Source organism: Thiorhodospira sibirica ATCC 700588 (assembly GCF_000227725.2).
Taxonomy (GTDB): domain Bacteria; phylum Pseudomonadota; class Gammaproteobacteria; order Ectothiorhodospirales; family Ectothiorhodospiraceae; genus Thiorhodospira; species Thiorhodospira sibirica.
In genome coordinates this window covers 1,392,366-1,408,470 of sequence record NZ_MU255056.1, presented here as the reverse complement: position 1 = coordinate 1,408,470, position 16,105 = coordinate 1,392,366, and the positions used below count along the sequence as shown (strand labels likewise).

14 protein-coding genes, 1 tRNA gene and 1 pseudogene are annotated in these 16,105 nt (G+C 57.6%); 11 read left to right on the top strand and 5 right to left on the bottom strand.

The window, feature by feature from the left end; all coding sequences use genetic code 11:
- Window positions 1-140: 140 nt before the first annotated feature.
- From rsxC to THISIDRAFT_RS06690, 10 genes and pseudogenes are all read left to right on the top strand, one after another.
- Complete coding sequence (gene rsxC / locus THISIDRAFT_RS06740; RefSeq protein WP_006787951.1) at window positions 141-1,487, top strand: electron transport complex subunit RsxC; 1,347 nt, start codon at window positions 141-143, stop codon at window positions 1,485-1,487.
- Between the two features lie 102 nt (window positions 1,488-1,589).
- Complete coding sequence (locus THISIDRAFT_RS06735) at window positions 1,590-2,687, top strand: RnfABCDGE type electron transport complex subunit D (RefSeq protein WP_006787950.1); 1,098 nt, start codon at window positions 1,590-1,592, stop codon at window positions 2,685-2,687.
- Complete coding sequence (locus THISIDRAFT_RS06730) at window positions 2,684-3,511, top strand: RnfABCDGE type electron transport complex subunit G (protein WP_006787949.1); 828 nt, start codon at window positions 2,684-2,686, stop codon at window positions 3,509-3,511. The genes THISIDRAFT_RS06735 and THISIDRAFT_RS06730 overlap by 4 nt, the downstream gene beginning before the upstream one ends.
- A 44-nt stretch (window positions 3,512-3,555) precedes the next feature.
- Window positions 3,556-4,104: pseudogene (locus tag THISIDRAFT_RS06725) on the top strand (IS607 family transposase); the annotation flags it as partial.
- Window positions 4,105-4,159: 55 nt separating this feature from the next.
- Complete coding sequence (locus tag THISIDRAFT_RS06720) at window positions 4,160-5,212, top strand: RNA-guided endonuclease InsQ/TnpB family protein (protein WP_246585341.1); 1,053 nt, start codon at window positions 4,160-4,162, stop codon at window positions 5,210-5,212.
- Between the two features lie 34 nt (window positions 5,213-5,246).
- Window positions 5,247-5,903 carry an electron transport complex subunit RsxE gene (gene rsxE / locus THISIDRAFT_RS06715; RefSeq protein ID WP_006787946.1) on the top strand — a complete coding sequence of 219 codons (657 nt, stop codon included), beginning with the start codon at window positions 5,247-5,249 and terminating at the stop codon, window positions 5,901-5,903.
- Window positions 5,903-6,490, top strand: a complete 588-nt coding sequence (locus THISIDRAFT_RS06710; RefSeq protein WP_006787945.1) for an electron transport complex protein RnfA — start codon at window positions 5,903-5,905, stop codon at window positions 6,488-6,490. Before rsxE ends, THISIDRAFT_RS06710 begins: the two co-directional genes overlap by 1 nt.
- Entirely contained in the window at window positions 6,490-6,669 is a 180-nt protein-coding gene (locus tag THISIDRAFT_RS06705) for a hypothetical protein (RefSeq protein ID WP_006787944.1), read from the top strand. The genes THISIDRAFT_RS06710 and THISIDRAFT_RS06705 overlap by 1 nt, the downstream gene beginning before the upstream one ends.
- Window positions 6,670-6,826: 157 nt before the next feature.
- Window positions 6,827-10,411, top strand: a complete 3,585-nt coding sequence (gene ppsA, locus THISIDRAFT_RS14775; protein WP_006787943.1) for a phosphoenolpyruvate synthase — start codon at window positions 6,827-6,829, stop codon at window positions 10,409-10,411.
- Window positions 10,412-10,666: 255 nt separating this feature from the next.
- Window positions 10,667-10,753 (top strand) — tRNA-Leu (locus THISIDRAFT_RS06690).
- A 101-nt stretch (window positions 10,754-10,854) separates the two neighbouring features.
- Here THISIDRAFT_RS06690 and THISIDRAFT_RS06685 read toward each other — a convergent pair.
- Window positions 10,855-11,613, bottom strand: coding sequence for a glycosyltransferase (locus THISIDRAFT_RS06685; protein WP_006787942.1), 759 nt, complete (start codon window positions 11,611-11,613; stop codon window positions 10,855-10,857).
- 26 nt (window positions 11,614-11,639) lie between these two features.
- Between THISIDRAFT_RS06685 and THISIDRAFT_RS06680 the strand changes: the two genes are divergently transcribed.
- Window positions 11,640-12,989 (top strand): adenosylmethionine--8-amino-7-oxononanoate transaminase, encoded by a 1,350-nt coding sequence (locus THISIDRAFT_RS06680; RefSeq protein ID WP_006787941.1) that lies wholly within the window; start codon window positions 11,640-11,642, stop codon window positions 12,987-12,989.
- 6 nt (window positions 12,990-12,995) lie between these two features.
- Here the strand turns inward: THISIDRAFT_RS06680 and THISIDRAFT_RS06675 are convergent, their stop codons facing one another.
- The 4 genes from THISIDRAFT_RS06675 to gspI form a co-directional block, all read right to left on the bottom strand.
- On the bottom strand, window positions 12,996-13,649 hold the full coding sequence (locus THISIDRAFT_RS06675; RefSeq protein ID WP_006787940.1) for an alpha/beta hydrolase: 654 nt from the start codon (window positions 13,647-13,649) through the stop codon (window positions 12,996-12,998).
- Between the two features lie 283 nt (window positions 13,650-13,932).
- Window positions 13,933-14,979: a sensor histidine kinase gene (locus THISIDRAFT_RS06670; protein WP_006787939.1), complete on the bottom strand. Its 1,047-nt coding sequence runs from the start codon at window positions 14,977-14,979 to the stop codon at window positions 13,933-13,935.
- Window positions 14,980-14,986: 7 nt separating this feature from the next.
- Window positions 14,987-15,631: a type II secretion system minor pseudopilin GspJ gene (gene gspJ / locus THISIDRAFT_RS06665; RefSeq protein WP_006787938.1), complete on the bottom strand. Its 645-nt coding sequence runs from the start codon at window positions 15,629-15,631 to the stop codon at window positions 14,987-14,989.
- Complete coding sequence (gene gspI, locus THISIDRAFT_RS06660) at window positions 15,628-16,029, bottom strand: type II secretion system minor pseudopilin GspI (protein WP_006787937.1); 402 nt, start codon at window positions 16,027-16,029, stop codon at window positions 15,628-15,630. Before gspI ends, gspJ begins: the two co-directional genes overlap by 4 nt.
- Window positions 16,030-16,105: the final 76 nt, after the last annotated feature.

Here is a 16,105-nt window from a genome sequence, read left to right as displayed (position 1 = left end):
GCGGCGGCTTCCCTGCGGCAGGCAGGCAGCCGTCGCTTTGGGGAGCGTCACGCACTAGCGTGGCATGTTTTTCATGCCGCGCGGGTGAGCGGCGCTCCATGCGTTTGGCGATGTGCATTCACTGGCCATAGGCTTTTTTCATGACCCGATTATTTTCTTTTCTGAGCAGCTTGACCTTCCCGCACGGCGTACATCCGCCGGAGTTCAAGGAGGCAACCCGTGATCAGGCGATTCGTCGGCTACCCTTTGCGCCGCGCATGATCATCCCCTTGCAGCAGCATTTTGGCGAACCGGCCATTCCCTTGGTACGCCCCCAGCAGGAAGTGGTGCGCGGCCAACCCATTGCGGTGGCTAACGGAGATCTGTCGGTAGCGATGCATGCCCCGGTCACCGGCACCGTTGAGGGCATCCAGTTAATGCCCACGGCGCGTGGCCCCAAAAGCGAGGCCATTGTGATCCGTACCCTCGCCGCCGATAGCCAGGTGGTGCGCTGGGGTACGCCGCGTGATGTCAACAGCCTCTCCAGCGCCGGGATCATTCAGGCGGTACAGGCCGCCGGATTAGTGGGACTCGGTGGGGCGGCCTTTCCCACCCACAAAAAGCTGGAGGTTCCGGCCGGCCATCCCATTGATACCCTGGTGGTGAATGGCTGCGAATGTGAGCCATATCTGACCGCAGATCACCGCATCATGCTGGAACACACCGCGACCCTGTTGCTGGGCATCCGCCTGGCGATGCGGGCGCTCAAGGCCCAGCGCGCCGTGATTGGGGTGGAAGATAACAAGCTCGATGCCGTAGCAGCGCTGCGTGCCTGCCTGTCACCCCATGACCCGATCAGCGTGCAGACGGTACGCACCAAATATCCGCAAGGCTCGGAAAAACTGCTGATCAAGGCGCTGTTAAAGCGCGAGGTGCCCTCCGGGGGGTATCCCTATCAGATCGGCGTGGTGGTCAATAACGTTAGTACCTTAAGCCAGATGGGCGAGTTGTTGCCCAACGGTCAGGGGATCATTGAGCGCGTGGTAACCGTCGCCGGGCCGGGGGTCAAAAAGCCCGGCAATTATCGGGTACCCATCGGCACCCCGCTGCGCTATCTGCTCGAACAGGTCGGCTATGCCGGGGATGCCAGCCATATCATTCTCGGCGGACCGATGATGGGCAATACCGTGGCCTCGTTGGATGTTCCGGTGACCAAAGGCGTCTCGGGGGTGATTGTCTTGCCCGAACTGGCCACGCAAAGCAAACCGGCAGGCAAGACACATCCGTGCATTCGCTGTGGACGCTGCCTGGAAGCCTGTCCGGTCAATCTCAACCCCTGCGAGCTGGGCCGCCTGGCGGTTAAACGCGAATATGCGATGATGCAGGCGCGTTTTCATCTTCATGACTGCTTTGAATGCGGCTGCTGCAGCTATGTCTGCCCCTCGAATATCCCGCTGGTGCAGTATTTCCGGATTGCCAAATCGGTCAACCGCGAGCGCTTGCTGTAATGTAGCACACGCCTCTTGCGTTCGCTGGTTTTCAAGCGGCATCGGGATGATGCCGCCCCCCGGAAGCGCGTCCACATCTAATACACTTTTGTCATTGAGCCTGTGAAACCTTTACGCATCGAACTAAAAACCTCGCCGCATCTCAAGCAAGCGGGCAGTGTTGAGCACATCATGCGCAACGTGGTGTATGCCCTGCTGCCGATCTGCGCCTTTTCGATCTATCACTTCGGGCTGAGCGCGCTGCTGTTGATTCTGACCACCACGCTCACCTGCGTGGCCACTGAACACCTGTTTAACCGTCTTGGGCGGCGCGAAAATTCCCTGTCGGATTACAGCGCCATCATCACCGGCATTCTTCTGGCGCTGACCCTGCCACCGGCTTTTCCCTTGTGGATGGCGGCGGTTTCGGCCTTTATCGGCATGAGCCTGGGGAAAGTGCTGTTCGGTGGCATGGGCTTTAATGCCTTCAACCCGGCGCTGGTCGGGCGGGCCTTTGCCCAGGCGGCCTTTCCGGGGGCGATTTCCACCTGGACGGTGCCCGGTCATCCGGATCGTTTTACCGAGGTCTTGCCCTCAACCCTGACCATGCCCTTTACCACCCCGCCATCGGTGGACGCCTACACCGGGGCAACCCCGCTGGCGCAGTGGAAATTTGAAGGGATGTTTACCGAAACCACGGATCTGCTCCTGGGGCTGACCACCGGCTCGGTGGGTGAAACCTCGGCACTGTTGATTTTTCTGTGCGGCATGTATCTGGTGGTGCGGCGGTTGATTAACTGGCGTCTGCCCGCAGCGGTGCTGGGCGGGGCCTTTCTGACCGCTGGCGTATTTTATCTGCTGGACCCGGCCTATTACCCCTCGCCGTGGTTTGTCTTGTTATCCGGCGGCTTGATGCTCGGGGCCTTTTTCATGGCCAGCGATATGGTCGCCTCACCGGTGACGCCCTGGGGGGTGTGGATTTATGGCCTGCTGATCGGCTTTCTCACGGTGATCATCCGCCTGTTTGGTGGACTGCCGGAGGGCATCATGTATGCCATTTTATTGGGCAATGCCGCCTCACCGTTGATTGATCACCTGACCCAGCCGCGCCCCTACGGCAAGCGCCCGCCGCCGCGTCTGCGCGATGCGTTGAGCGCGTTGCGCCAGCGCCTTAAACCCAAAGACCGCCGCCCAGCCGCCCCTGGCAAGGAGGGGGCATGAGCTCCGATACGACGACCTCAACCCCACAAGCCCCACTGGCTGCCTCCAGCCCTACCGCCAGCAGCAGGCTGATTGCCACCCTGGGCTTGATTGCCCTGTTTTCCGGGCTCTTGGTGGTCAGCGTGGTAGAGCTGACCCGCCCCTATATTGTGGAAAACCAGCGTCTGGCGCTGGAAGCCGCCGTATTGCAAGTGATTCCGGGGGCCACCCAGCGCTATGATTTTGTGCTCGGCAGCGATGGTGTGGCGGTGCTGGAGGGGGCGGTACCCAGCGGGGCACGGCGCATTTATGCCGGTTATGATGCCGAGGGGCAGTTTAAGGGCGTTGCCCTGGAAGCGGCAGCACGCGGCTATGCCGACATCATCCGGGTGCTGTATGGCTATGACCCGCAGTGCCAGTGCATCATCGGCATCAAGGTACTGGAGAGCAAGGAAACCCCAGGGCTGGGCGATAAAATCGAAACCGATGCGCGCTTTCTAGCCAATTTTGAGGCCCTGGATGCGCGCCTGGATCTCGCCCGGGAGCGTCTGGCCAATGCCATCGTCACGGTACGTCCCAATACCAAGGAACACCCCTGGCAGATTGACGGCATCAGCGGAGCCACCATCTCTGCCAATGCCATCGGGCGTATGCTCAACGACAGCGCGGCAACCGTCTTGCCCCAACTGGTCGATCAGTGGCCACTGTTTGCCGTTGTGCCGCCGGTACATGAGCCCGTTCCCGCAGAGATTGTGCCCGGTCCGCCGGGAATGGTGAATATGCCTGCGGCAGAATCTGACACGCTGCCCCCTGAACCCGCTCACGAGTTGACATCTAGGTTTTAGTATACTAACTTTTGCTTACATTCTTAAGTAAACGCGGAGCACACATGCCCAGGTATGTTCCATCCAGAGAAGCCGCTAAAATACTCGGACTCCATGCAAACACACTTCGAAAATATGCCGATGAAGGGCGGATCGCCACTTACCGAACTGCCAGCGGGCAGCGCAGGTTCGATGTCGACGCCTATCTTGGGGATGCCATTCAGGCTAAACCCTCTGTCATCTGCTATTGCCGAGTGTCTTCACCTGCCCAAAAGCCCGACCTTGAGCGACAAGCCCAATACCTGCGTGAGCGCTACCCAGGCGCCGAGATCATCCAAGATGTCGGCTCCGCCCTCAACTATCAGCGTAAAGGGCTTAAATCCATATTGGGACGATGCCTGCGCGGCGAGAAGCTCACGGTTGTGGTTGCCCACAAAGATCGACTCGTGCGTTTCGGATTTGAACTCATTGAGTGGATTATCCACGAGTGCGGCAGCGAACTCGTGGTTCTCAGTGAAGATAAAAGAAAACCCGAACGTGAACTTGCCGAAGACCTATTGGCCATCGTTCATGGCTTCGCTTGCAGGCTCTACGGACGGAGAAATTACCAGAGCAAAAAGAATCAGGATGCGACCAACGCGGTCGCAAGAGAAGCGGCTGAACTCGTGGTTGGGCGTCTATCGGTTCGTCTACAACGAGACAATTTGGCTGCTGAATCTGCGGATCGTCCAGCCAAACTTCATGGCCATCAAGAAGTACCTGATCCCCCATCTCGCTGAGGAATACCCTTGGACAACGGATTGCCCGAGGGCGATTCGTGATGGCGCGGTGGCAGAAGCCTGCCAGACCGTGCAGCAGGCGATTGCGAAATTCAAGCGCACGGGCGAGTTCAGCCGGTGTCGCTTCAAATCGCGCAAGGACGCGCAGCAGTCGTTCTTTCTCAGGAATGATCAGTGGTCAAAAGATCGGCGCGGGTTCAACGTTAGAGCCTTGGGCGAAATGAAGTTCGCAGAGGCTCTACCGATGAACCTGCGTGATGGTCGTGTCATAAAGTTTGCCAACAAGTGGTATGTCTCCCTCCCGGTTCTAAAAGAACCAGATGCAGCCGAGAACCAAGGCCGTCTGGTTGCCCTTGACCCCGGTGTGAGAACCTTCCAGACATTCTTTAGCGACCAGCACGTTGGTCATCTAGGGCAAGATGATTTTCAGAGGATTGTGCGTTTGGCGCATCATCTGGATCGTCTCTTGTCTCGTCGTGATAAAGCGGAAGGGAAGCGCAAACGTCTGTCTTTTACGAAAGCGGCGGATGCTATCCGATTGAAGATCAAGCAACTGATCGACGAACTCCATTGGAAAGTCGCTCGTTTTCTAACGGACAACTTTGATGTCATCCTTCTGCCAACATTTGAAACAAAGCAGATGACGTCAAAGGCTGGGCGAAAGCTCCGCCGCAAGTCTGTCCGCAGCCTCCTCTCGTTCGCGCACTATCGGTTCGGCCAACGGCTAGAGCAGAAGTGCATCGAACGCGGGAAGAAGCTGGTGCGCGTCTGTGAGGCGTACACATCAAAGACAGCGAGCTGGACAGGTGAGATTGTCAACATCGGTTCTGCAAAGGTCATTCGCTCAAACGGCATTGAAATGGAACGCGACGAGAATGGCGCCCGTGGGATTTTCCTACGGGCTTTGGTGGATTCGCCCATCCTCATTGAGGGTGCGCGCTAACGTATGTTAACGAAACAGAATCAGGTTGATTAAGATGGCTTTAAAACCCGGCGAAAAACCGATTACCGCCGATACCTTCCTGCGCGGCCTGTGGCGTGAAAATCCGGTGTTTGTGATGCTGCTGGGCATGTGTCCGGTGCTGGCCGTCACCAACTCGGTGATCAATGCCTTAGCGATGGGTCTGGCCACCACTTTTGTGCTGCTGTGCTCCAGCGTGATGGTCTCACTGCTGCGCCGCCATATCCCTAAAGAGGTGCGCATTGCGGCGTACATCGTTATCATTGCCACCTTTGTGACCGTGGTGGATTACCTGATTCAGGCGATCAGCCTGGAAATCTATCACGCCCTGGGGGCTTTTATTCAATTGATTGTTGCCAACTGCATGATCCTGGGACGGGCAGAATCCTACGCCTCGCGCCATCGCCTGAGCAAAACCCTGATCAATTCGCTCGGCATGGGCGCAGGATTTACCATCGCGCTGCTGTGCCTGGGGTCGGTGCGTGAGTTGCTGGGTGCTGGCTCTTTATTGGGGATTCCCATCTTTGGTCCCTCCTTTGAACCGTGGGTCATCATGCTATTACCGCCCGGCGGCTTTTTTGTGCTGGGGGCGTGGCTGTTGCTCTTTGCCTGGATCAAAGAACGCCAGATGCAACGCAAGACCCAACCCAACCCCGTACAGGCAGGTGCGTGATGGAAGCCGATTCCTTAGCCTATATCTTCTTAAACGCCGCCATCATCAATAACTTTGTGCTGGCGCTGTTTCTGGGCATCTGCCCCTTTCTGGGGGTCTCGGGCAAACTGCAAACTGCCTTCTCCATGGGGCTGGCGACTGCCTTTGTGATGCTGATCAGCTCCCTGTCTGCGTGGTTTATCAATGCCCTGCTGGTCTTGCTGGATCTGGAATTTTTGCGCCTGATCGCCTATATCGCCATCATTGCCTCGGCGGTACAGCTGGTGGAAATGACCATGAAGAAATTCAGTCCGGCGTTGTATCGTGCGCTGGGGATTTTCTTGCCCCTGATTACCACCAACTGCGCGATTCTCGGCCTGGCCCTGTTTCAGACCTTTAATGAATACAACCTCAGCCAATCGCTGATCTACAGCCTGGGCGCGGGGGGAGGCTTCATTCTTGCCATCTTGCTGATGGCCGGGTTGCGCGAAAAGCTGGAGCTCTCCGACGTGCCCTCCATCAGCCGGGGTGCAGCCATGAGTCTGATGCTCGCCGGGATTTTATCGCTGGCCTTTATGGGCTTTGCCGGACTGGGAGGCGCTAACTGATGATGCTGAACTACCTGCTGGCGATCCTGTTTATCTTTGCCGCCTTTGCCCTGTGGGTGCTGGTAGACCAACTGGCCCGACGCATCGCCTGCAAACACCCCCACGACAGCACCGACCTGCCCCCCAAGGCCGGCGGCTGTCTGGGCTGTCAACAGCGCTGCCGCTCATCGGCGGATTAAGTGGCGGCACCTTCCCTGCCTGCGCCGCGTGCGTCGCGTGCGTCGCGGCAGGCAGGTGTCGCCGGTTTTAAAGCGGCATCAAGATGATACCGCCACATGCCAAGCAAGATACAACGCTCAACCCTTGACGATAACGACAACGAAAAGACGCACACGTATGGAAAATCAACACATCATCTGGTTTGAACAGCTCAATATGCACGATGTCCCCCGCGTGGGTGGCAAAAACGCCTCCCTGGGGGAAATGATCAGCGGGCTGGCCAATGCCGGAGTTCGCGTACCGGGTGGCTTTGCCACCACCGCCGATGCCTTCCGTGAATTTTTGTCGCATGAAGGGCTGGGCGAGCGTATCAACACCCTGCTCAATCAGCTCGATGTCAACGACATCACCGCCCTGCGCGAGGCGGGCAGCACGATTCGCCGCTGGATGGTCGAAACCCCCTTCCCGCCCGCGCTGCAGACCGCGATTACCGAGGCCTATGCGCAACTGACCGCTGCCAGTGGCGGCGAGGTTGCTGTCGCGGTGCGCTCTTCAGCCACCGCCGAGGATCTGCCCGATGCCTCCTTTGCCGGACAGCAGGAAACCTTTTTGAACGTGCGCGGCCTGCCCGCCGTGCTCAAGGCGGTGCATGAGGTCTTTGCCTCCCTATATAACGATCGCGCCATCTCCTATCGCGTGCATCAAGGTTTTGCCCATGCCGATGTCGCCCTCTCGGCAGGCATTCAGCGCATGGTGCGCTCGGATATCGGCGCCAGCGGCGTGATGTTCACCCTGGATACCGAGTCCGGTTTCCGCGACGTGGTGTTCATCACCGCCTCCTGGGGGCTAGGTGAAACGGTGGTGCAGGGGGCGGTTAACCCGGATGAATTCCACCTCTACAAACCCGCCCTGGCCACCGGCCAACCGGCGATTCTGCGCCGCCATCTGGGCTCCAAGGCCATCAAGATGATCTTTGGTGAAGACGGCCAGAACACCCGCACTGTCGAAGTTGCTGACGCAGAGCGGCGGCAGTTCTGCATCACCGAAGCGCAACTCCAGGAGCTGGCCCAGCAGGCGGTCATCATCGAAAAGCATTACGGTCGCCCGATGGACGTGGAATGGGCGCTGGATGGCGTGGACGGCAAAATCTACATCGTTCAGGCCCGCCCGGAAACGGTGGAAAGCCGCGCCGATGCCCAGGTGATCGAACGCTACCGCCTGCGCGCCCCCCGCACCGAAGTTCTGGCCAGCGGCCGCGCCATTGGGCAAAAAATCGGCGCGGGCACGGTGCGCGTGGTGGCCAACCTTGAGGACATGGATAAAGTCGCCGCTGGCGATGTCCTGGTCACCGACATGACCGACCCCGACTGGGAACCGGTCATGAAACGCGCCGCCGCCATCGTCACCAATCGTGGCGGCCGCACCTGCTTTGCCGGAGACACGCAATTACTGACCAATCGCGGTTTCATCTCCTTCGCCCAACTCCATGAACAAGGCTGTGAGGGCATCAGCGTCCCCGCCTTAAACCGTGAAACCTTGCGCGTAGAATGGAAGCCAGTTGAGGCGGTGATGCAAAAAACCGCTCCCACCCTGACTGTCGAGGTCTCGCAAACCGGGCGTATGCAGGGCAACACCCTGACTCTTACGCCAGATCACAAAATGCTCAATCTGCGCAATGCAGCGCTGGTTGATACCGAAATGCAGGATATGCTTGCTGCCGATGAAGCCGTGCTGCTGGCCCAGTATCTGCCGCCCTTGTCCAGTTCCACGGAAAAAGAACGCTCCCTGGCCTATCTGCTCGGCGGTCTGATGAGTGACGGGCATATCCACCTCAGCGCCACCCACGGCGAGGTCAACTTCGTCCAAAAGCCCACGGCGCTCAAAGCCGCCTTCATTGAGCGCATGAATGCCGCTCTGGAGCTTAACGATGGCAAGACCTTCAAGGTCTCGGCCAAAAAGCCCTCATCTGGCATGATTCGCGGGATGCAGGTGGTGGGTGAGGCGAACGCCTATCGCTGCTACAGCAAAGGCATTGCCGAGGCCCTGCACGCCGAACAGGAAAGCATCATCACCACCTTGCTTAAAAGCGATGCCGAACTGGCCGCCCATTTCCTCGCCGGTCTGATTGACGGTGATGGCACCTTTGCCAAAGGCCGCGTCAATCTCTATATCGGCACCGAAGAAACCCTGCAAGCCGCCATCGTCGCCTGTATGCGCCTGGGCACCGTGCCGCAGGTGACCCGCAATCGCACGATCTACAACCTGCAGCTTGTCGAAAAGCTTGATCATATTGGCCGCTACACCCAGCGCGTTCACTGTCGCGACACCCGCCGCGTGGGCACCCGCTTTTTCAATGCGCGCCAGCTCTTTGCCGGAGCGGTTGGCTCCGATGTCAATCACCGGATGCGCAAAAACTACCTGATCACCGCACGCGGTCTCCACAAGGCCCTGGCCACAGTCCAAGACCCGGCCCAGCAACAGCGCGTACAAACCCTGCTGGACTCGGATATCCGTCAATCCAGAGTACGCCTGCAGACACACAACCCCGCTGAGCCGGTATACAACATCACGGTCGCCGATCACCATAACTACATCGTATTTACCGAACGCTACTCACCGGTGCTGGTGAATAACTGCCATGCCGCCATCATTGCCCGCGAGCTGGGCATTCCCGCCGTAGTCGGCTGCGGTGATGCCACCAAAACCCTGGCAGACGGTCAGGCCGTCACCGTGACCTGCGCCGAAGGCGATGAAGGACGGGTATATCGCGGCCAGCTGGATTTTGAGGTGATGCGCACCCGCACCGATGAAATGCCGGAAATCGGCCTGAAAGTGATGATGAACGTCGGCAATCCGGGGCGTGCTTTCCATTTTCGCAACATCCCCAATCACGGCGTTGGGCTGGCGCGGCTGGAATTCATCATCAACACCATGATTGGCATCCACCCCAAGGCACTTCTGGAATATGACCGCCTGCCCGCCGAACTGCAAAAAGACATTGCCCAGCGCACCGCCGGCTATGCCGATCCAGTAAGCTTCTATGTAGAAAAGCTGGTCGAAGGCATTGCCACCCTGGGCGCCTCCTTTCATCCCAACCCGGTGATTGTGCGCCTGTCGGATTTCAAGTCCAACGAATACGCCAATCTTTTCGCCGGTGAGCGCTACGAGCCCCACGAAGAAAACCCGATGATCGGCTTTCGCGGCACCTCGCGCTACCTCTCCAGCGACTTCCGCGCCTGCTTTGAACTGGAATGCCGCGCCCTCAAACGGGTACGCGATGGCATGGGCCTGACCAATATTCAGGTCATGGTACCCTTCGTGCGCACCCTTGACGAGGCCCGTGCAGTCATCGAACTGCTGGCTGAAATGGGGCTTAAGCGGGGTGAAAATGGCCTGAAAATACTGATGATGTGCGAGATTCCCTCCAACGCCGTGCTCGCCGATGAGTTTCTGGAATACTTCGACGGTTTCTCCATCGGCTCCAACGACATGACCCAGCTCACCCTGGGACTGGATCGTGACTCGGGCCTGATCGCCCACCTGTTTGACGAACGCGACCCCGCCGTGAAAAAGATGCTCAAAATGGCCATCGACGCCGCCCGCCGCGCCAACAAATACGTCGGCATCTGCGGCCAGGGTCCGTCAGATTACCCAGACCTGGCCATCTGGCTGATGGAACAAGGCATCGAAAGCATCTCCCTAAACCCCGACACCGTGCTGGAAACCTGGCTCAAACTCTCGGGTAACACGCCATCCAGCTGAGTCGCTGAAACTTGGCATCTGCCAAGCGGGCAACGCAAAAGCCTCCGCTTTGGGGATGGGTGCAGGCTCAGGCACCAGTGTGGCAAAACTCAGTCACACTGGCGCTTGAGGCTCCCGGCGGTAAAACCTGAAAGGCCGTATCACGCTCATAACTCTGTCTCTGCTTTTACCATGTGGTGAATTTGCGCTACCCAAGCCATGCAGTGGATGCTATGATACGCGCCTTGGTTTTGAGGATTCCGATACGTCGGTTTTGCCTGGGTGGCGGAATTGGTAGACGCAAGGGACTTAAAATCCCTCGCCCTTACGGGCGTGCCGGTTCGATTCCGGCTCCAGGCACCAATAAAATCAATGCCTAAAAATGAAGCTCGCTTTGGCGAGCTTTTTTTATGGGCAGAATCCGATGCAAATCGCGGCATCCGAAGATGCCGCTTTGACCCTGTTTACTCAGGAGTAGACGATTGCGCGCTTTGGGGGCGTTTGTACCAAAACCAGCTCAAGCGGCGTGAGCGCAGGACAAAGGGGAAAAGCATCACCATAAGAATGACGATGAAGTGCTCCCAGGGTTTGAACCATTCAACCTTGCGCCCGGAGGTTTGCACTAAGGGGCTGGGGATGACCTGAAAGCGCTTGCCGTGTTTTTTGCCCCAGCGTTTGAGGCTATGGGAGAAATACACCTCTTCGCCGGCATAGTGTTTGGCGCTAAAGCCGCCTACCGCATCAAAGGCCTCGCGGGTGCAAAAGAAAAAGCAGCCGGCGGCGACGTTAAAGCGCACGGAGATGCGATTCCACATGCTCACGCCGACCCGATGGGGGCCACGATTGAGGCCATCAAACTCAATGGCCGCACCGCCGCCGCAGATTTCGCCACTTTGCAGCAGTGCCACGGCTTTCTGAAAATGCTCAGCCGCAGGCCAGGTATCGGCATCGACAAAAAACAACATCTGCCCACGGGCAATCCCGGCGCCGGTATTGCGGGCGCGGGCAATGTGACGTTCTGATTCATGGACCACCCGCGCACCCATGCCGGTGGCAATGGCGGCAGTCTCGTCGGTAGAGTCGTTATCCGCTACAATGATCTCGCTGTTAACATCAAGTTCGGCCAGAACCTGCTGGAGGTTTTGCAAGGTTTTCGCAATGAATTGCGCCTCGTTCCAGGCAGGAATAATCACAGACACGGCAATCGGTTGGTCGCTGCGCACAAAAAGTCCTATCTTTATAAAAAGTTATGTCGAATAATGCCTTAAGTTCAAGGGATCTCGCGGTGGTCTGGCATCCCTGCACCCAGATGAAAGACCACGAATCCCTGCCCATGATTCCCATTCGCCGGGGCGAGGGTGTGTGGCTTGAGGATTTTGAGGGGCATCGCTACCTTGATGCCATCAGCTCCTGGTGGGTCAATCTGTTTGGACATGCACATCCCTATATTAACGCCTGTCTGCAAGAGCAGCTAAGCCAGCTAGAGCATGTCATCCTCGCGGGCTTTACCCATGAGCCGGTGGTGGCGCTTTCTGAGCGCCTGGTCAAGCTGGCACCGCCAGGGCTGACGCGCTGTTTCTATGCGGATAATGGCTCATCGGCGGTGGAAGTCGCGCTGAAGATGAGTTATCACTTTTTCCGCAATCAGGGACAGACACAAAAAACCCGCTTTGTCTGTCTGCAAAACAGCTACCACGGTGAAACCCTAGGCGCGCTGGCCGTGGGCGATGTCGCGCTGTATAAAGAAACCTACCAACCGCTGTTGATGCAGTCCATTACCGTACCGGGGCCGGATTGCTTTGACCGGGAGCCGGGCGAATCCTGCGCCGAAGTCGCACTGCGCCGCTTTGAGGCGATGGAGCAGGTGCTGGCGACTCAGGCCGAGCAGATCTGCGCGGTGATCATTGAGCCGCTGGTGCAATGCGCGGGCGGAATGCGCATGTATGATCCCATTTACCTAACGCGCCTGCGAAAGGCCTGTGATCGCTACAATATTCACCTGATTGCCGATGAGATTGCGGTCGGTTTTGGCCGTACCGGCAGCCTGTTTGCCTGTGAACAGGCGGCGATGACACCGGATTATCTGTGCCTGTCCAAGGGCCTGACCGGCGGCTATTTACCGCTGTCCGTGGTCATGACCACCGAGGCGATATTTGCCGCTTTTTACGATGAGTATCAAAAGCTCACGGCCTTTCTGCATTCGCATTCATACACCGGCAATCCGCTGGCCTGCCGGGCCGCCTTAGCCACGCTGGATCTCTTTGCCCAAACGGATGTGCTGGGGCATAACCGCCATCTGGCCCAGGTTATGGGCGAGGCCCTCCGTGACTTGCAGGATCACCCGCATGTCGCCGAGGTGCGTCAGACCGGGATGATCGCCGCCGTGGAGCTGGTCAAGGACAAGGCCCGCAAAATCCCCTATCCGTGGCAAGAACGGCGCGGTTTGCGCATTTATCGCCATGCCTTGCAGCGCGGTGCCCTCTTGCGTCCGCTCGGGGCGGTCAGCTACCTGATGCCGCCGTATATCATCACCCCCGAACAAATCCACTGGCTGGCCGATATTCTGCGCGAGGGCATCACCCTCGCCACCGCTGATTGAATGCGCTCAGGCCGCCAGCACCTTGAGCAGCCAGGTACGCAGCGCACGGATTTCCTCCAGACAAACATTGTGCTCCATCATGTATTCCTCATATTCCAGCGCCGTCCCTGCCTCCTCAAAGGTCTCGCGGGCGGCGCGCCCAAAGGCCACCGGGATCACCGGATCGTGCACGCCATGCGCCTGAAATACCGGCAAATCCGCCGCCTCCGCAGACAGAGTAAGCCCGGCACGATGAAAATCCGGCAAATAGGCGGATAACACAAAAACTCCATCCGGGCTTGCCCCTTCGCTCAAAGCGGCAGTCCCCGCCACCACCCCGCCTTGCGAAAAGCCACCGATCACCACCTTGCTATATTCCTGACGCAGCGCGGTGATGGTCTGCTGCAAGGCGATCACTGATTCCTGCACCTGGGCATAATCCTCCCCGCGTACCGGTGCGAGGCTTAAAAAATCATACCAGGCACGCATTTGCATCCCGCCGTTAATGGTCACCGGACGCACCGGGGCATGCGGAAAGATAAACCGCACGGCCTGATGTTCCGGTATCGCTAACTCCGGCACGATCGGCTCAAAATCATGTCCATCCGCTCCCAGGCCATGTAGCCATACAACGCAATGCTGTGGCTGCGCAGCGGTATCAACGCATACGCTGTCAGTCATCAATCGGGTCATCATTTTGCGCGAGAAACCCCGGCCTTCATGCCGGAGAGGGATAGCACGTCGGCGCAACACCGACCCTGTTCTCGCTTCCTCCGCTTACTTTGGCTATCTCATGGTTGAATATTTACAAATCCAGATTAAAAACTGAAACGGGCCTATAACTTTCGCGATGGGATAATACGCGCAACGCGCTGTTTTATCTTTCATGCTGACCTTGAATGCCTTGCCTCAATCAAGCCATCCGGCTACTGCAAAACCGATTTACATCAGGTGTGGCTAATCATCAGCCTTTAGGCGCAGTGGGTGTCAACGGTAAATGCAAACGAACCTGATACACCTGCTCTCCCTCTCCTGCCTGAGTATTTAAATGGGCATTGCGTGCGTATAACAGGGCGAGGCGTTGGCGAATGTTTTCCAGAGCCAGTTGCTGGCCGCTGCCTGCGTTTTGGTGTGTGCGTTCATCGGTCTCAAGGCGGGGATTGTTGATTTCAATGATCAGGTGATGTGCATGACGGACCAGGCGAATGGTGATTGTACCACCGTGTGCGCAAGGTTCAATGCCATGATAGACGGCATTTTCCACCAAAGGCTGTAATAACAGCGCTGGCAAGGCGGTATTATGTGCAATCCCCTGATCGATATGCCATTGAACGTGCAAGCGGGCGCCTAAGCGCAGTTCTTCCGTGTGAAGATAGCGGCGCACCAGTTCCAGCTCCTCGGCCAGGGTTGACCACACCCGCTCATGCAAGGTCGCTCGAAATATATCCGCCAGATCCAGTACGGCGACCTCGGCAGTCTCTGGACGGGTACGGATCAAGCTGGCGATGGTATTGAGTGCATTGAATAAAAAATGTGGCCGGATGCGGGCTTGCAAGGCCTGAATCCGTGCCTGGCTTTCCGCCTGAAGTTGTAATTTCCAGTTTTGTTGCACATAAAAATAGCGCAGCGCAACCGCACCGATGATGGCGCTGATCAGTAAATTATGCAGCAAAAAGTGATGCACACTGTGCAGGGACGCAGACATATTCGCACTATGCGGCTGGATCAGTTGATAGGCCGGCACAGAACAGATGGCCGTACTTGCCTGAATCAGAAACCATGCAATCAGCGATTGCCACACCAAGGCCAGTTTGCCAAGCCAAGGCCTTAAAACACACAAAACCAGGGCGGTGACAAGGGTCACCCATTGCACAAACAAAGAGATCAGGCCCAGACTCACCCAAAAGGAATGCGGGTGCAAGCTATGCGGAGCCAGTGTCAGCACAAAGGCAAGTAACTGGGCAATCAGTACCAACAGTAAAACCCAGTGACCTTGGCAAAAATTCGGCATGTTGCAGTCAGGATGAGGGGCTTAGGGCAAACAGGCGGGTGATGCGTCCAAGTCCTTCGAGTTCCAGCTCAATTTCTACCCCGCTGGGTAAGCCTGTAAACTGCGTACCGCCTGTACCCAGCGGTGGCCAGGTTTCGCTGCGCTCGCCGAGCATTGGATGGTAAAAATACACCTCAAAGGTAGTGACGGTGACGCTTGCGCGCTGGCCAAGCAGTGGCACCCGAACCACTGATTCTTCAGCCGCACCATCCAATACGGCCCAACTCAGGCGTTCCAGCGCGCCTTCGTGCAGTTCCCAGGCCACTCGCTGTAATGCTGATTTTTGTGGCCCGGTGCGTGTCCTGGTTCGCACAAATTCCAGGCGTCTTGGTATGGTATAGGGAGAGTAGCGCATTACGGCGTGTCGATCACCGTAGGTATCACGCACTGAGCGCTCGACCACTTGCTCCAAATCGCGGGCTAACACGGTCAATGTAATCTGCAATTCAGCCAGCTGGGCCGCCGCCTGGTCCGTGTGTGTGCGGGCATCCAGTACCACCCGTAAACCGGCATAGGCCATCATCGACACCACCGAAAACACCGCCAGAGCGACGAGCAATTCAAGCAGGGTAAAACCACGCTGCGATGCGGATAAAAAAGGATAGGCCGTCATGGCAGCGGTTGATAGGCAATGAGCGTCGCCAGCGGCGTTTGTTCTACCTCGTTGCGATCCCGCACATTGATTTCAATGCGCCACGCCTCAACGCTCAGATTTTCACTGAGTATTTGCTCATGGCGTTGGATGGTGGCTTGCCAGTACCATTCACGCCCGGCCATTTCGGCGCTCCCACGTTCATGGCCTTCAGTGATGCTGCGTGCGCCGATGCGATAACGATTGACTTCGTTCAGCGCCACCCAATGTGCGTAGCTACGGTCGCGCAAATAGGCGGCATTGAGCGCATTCTGGCTCCCGGCCTTGATCAAGGAGCCCAAGGCCAGCGCCAACACGGTGATGGCAACCAACACCTCAAGCAAGGTAAAACCGCGCTGTGTTAATGAAACAGGTCGCATAGCCGTTTGCTTGCAGGAAAAACAAACCCGTAAAAATTCATGCTGAGCCGGCATTCAAGATATCGATATTCATCGA

What these genes read in the sequence shown, in the direction of transcription:
- rsxC (WP_006787951.1), top strand. Translation starts at nt 141, where the DNA reads ATGACCCGATTATTTTCTTTTCTGAGCAGCTTGACCTTCCCGCACGGC.
- THISIDRAFT_RS06730 (WP_006787949.1), top strand. Translation starts at nt 2,684, where the DNA reads ATGAGCTCCGATACGACGACCTCAACCCCACAAGCCCCACTGGCTGCC.
- rsxE (WP_006787946.1), top strand. Translation starts at nt 5,247, where the DNA reads ATGGCTTTAAAACCCGGCGAAAAACCGATTACCGCCGATACCTTCCTG.
- THISIDRAFT_RS06710 (WP_006787945.1), top strand. Translation starts at nt 5,903, where the DNA reads ATGGAAGCCGATTCCTTAGCCTATATCTTCTTAAACGCCGCCATCATC.
- THISIDRAFT_RS06705 (WP_006787944.1), top strand. Translation starts at nt 6,490, where the DNA reads ATGATGCTGAACTACCTGCTGGCGATCCTGTTTATCTTTGCCGCCTTT.
- ppsA (WP_006787943.1), top strand. Translation starts at nt 6,827, where the DNA reads ATGGAAAATCAACACATCATCTGGTTTGAACAGCTCAATATGCACGAT.
- THISIDRAFT_RS06680 (WP_006787941.1), top strand. Translation starts at nt 11,640, where the DNA reads ATGTCGAATAATGCCTTAAGTTCAAGGGATCTCGCGGTGGTCTGGCAT.
- THISIDRAFT_RS06675 (WP_006787940.1), bottom strand. Translation starts at nt 13,649, where the DNA reads ATGACTGACAGCGTATGCGTTGATACCGCTGCGCAGCCACAGCATTGC.
- THISIDRAFT_RS06670 (WP_006787939.1), bottom strand. Translation starts at nt 14,979, where the DNA reads ATGCCGAATTTTTGCCAAGGTCACTGGGTTTTACTGTTGGTACTGATT.
- gspJ (WP_006787938.1), bottom strand. Translation starts at nt 15,631, where the DNA reads ATGACGGCCTATCCTTTTTTATCCGCATCGCAGCGTGGTTTTACCCTG.
- gspI (WP_006787937.1), bottom strand. Translation starts at nt 16,029, where the DNA reads ATGCGACCTGTTTCATTAACACAGCGCGGTTTTACCTTGCTTGAGGTG.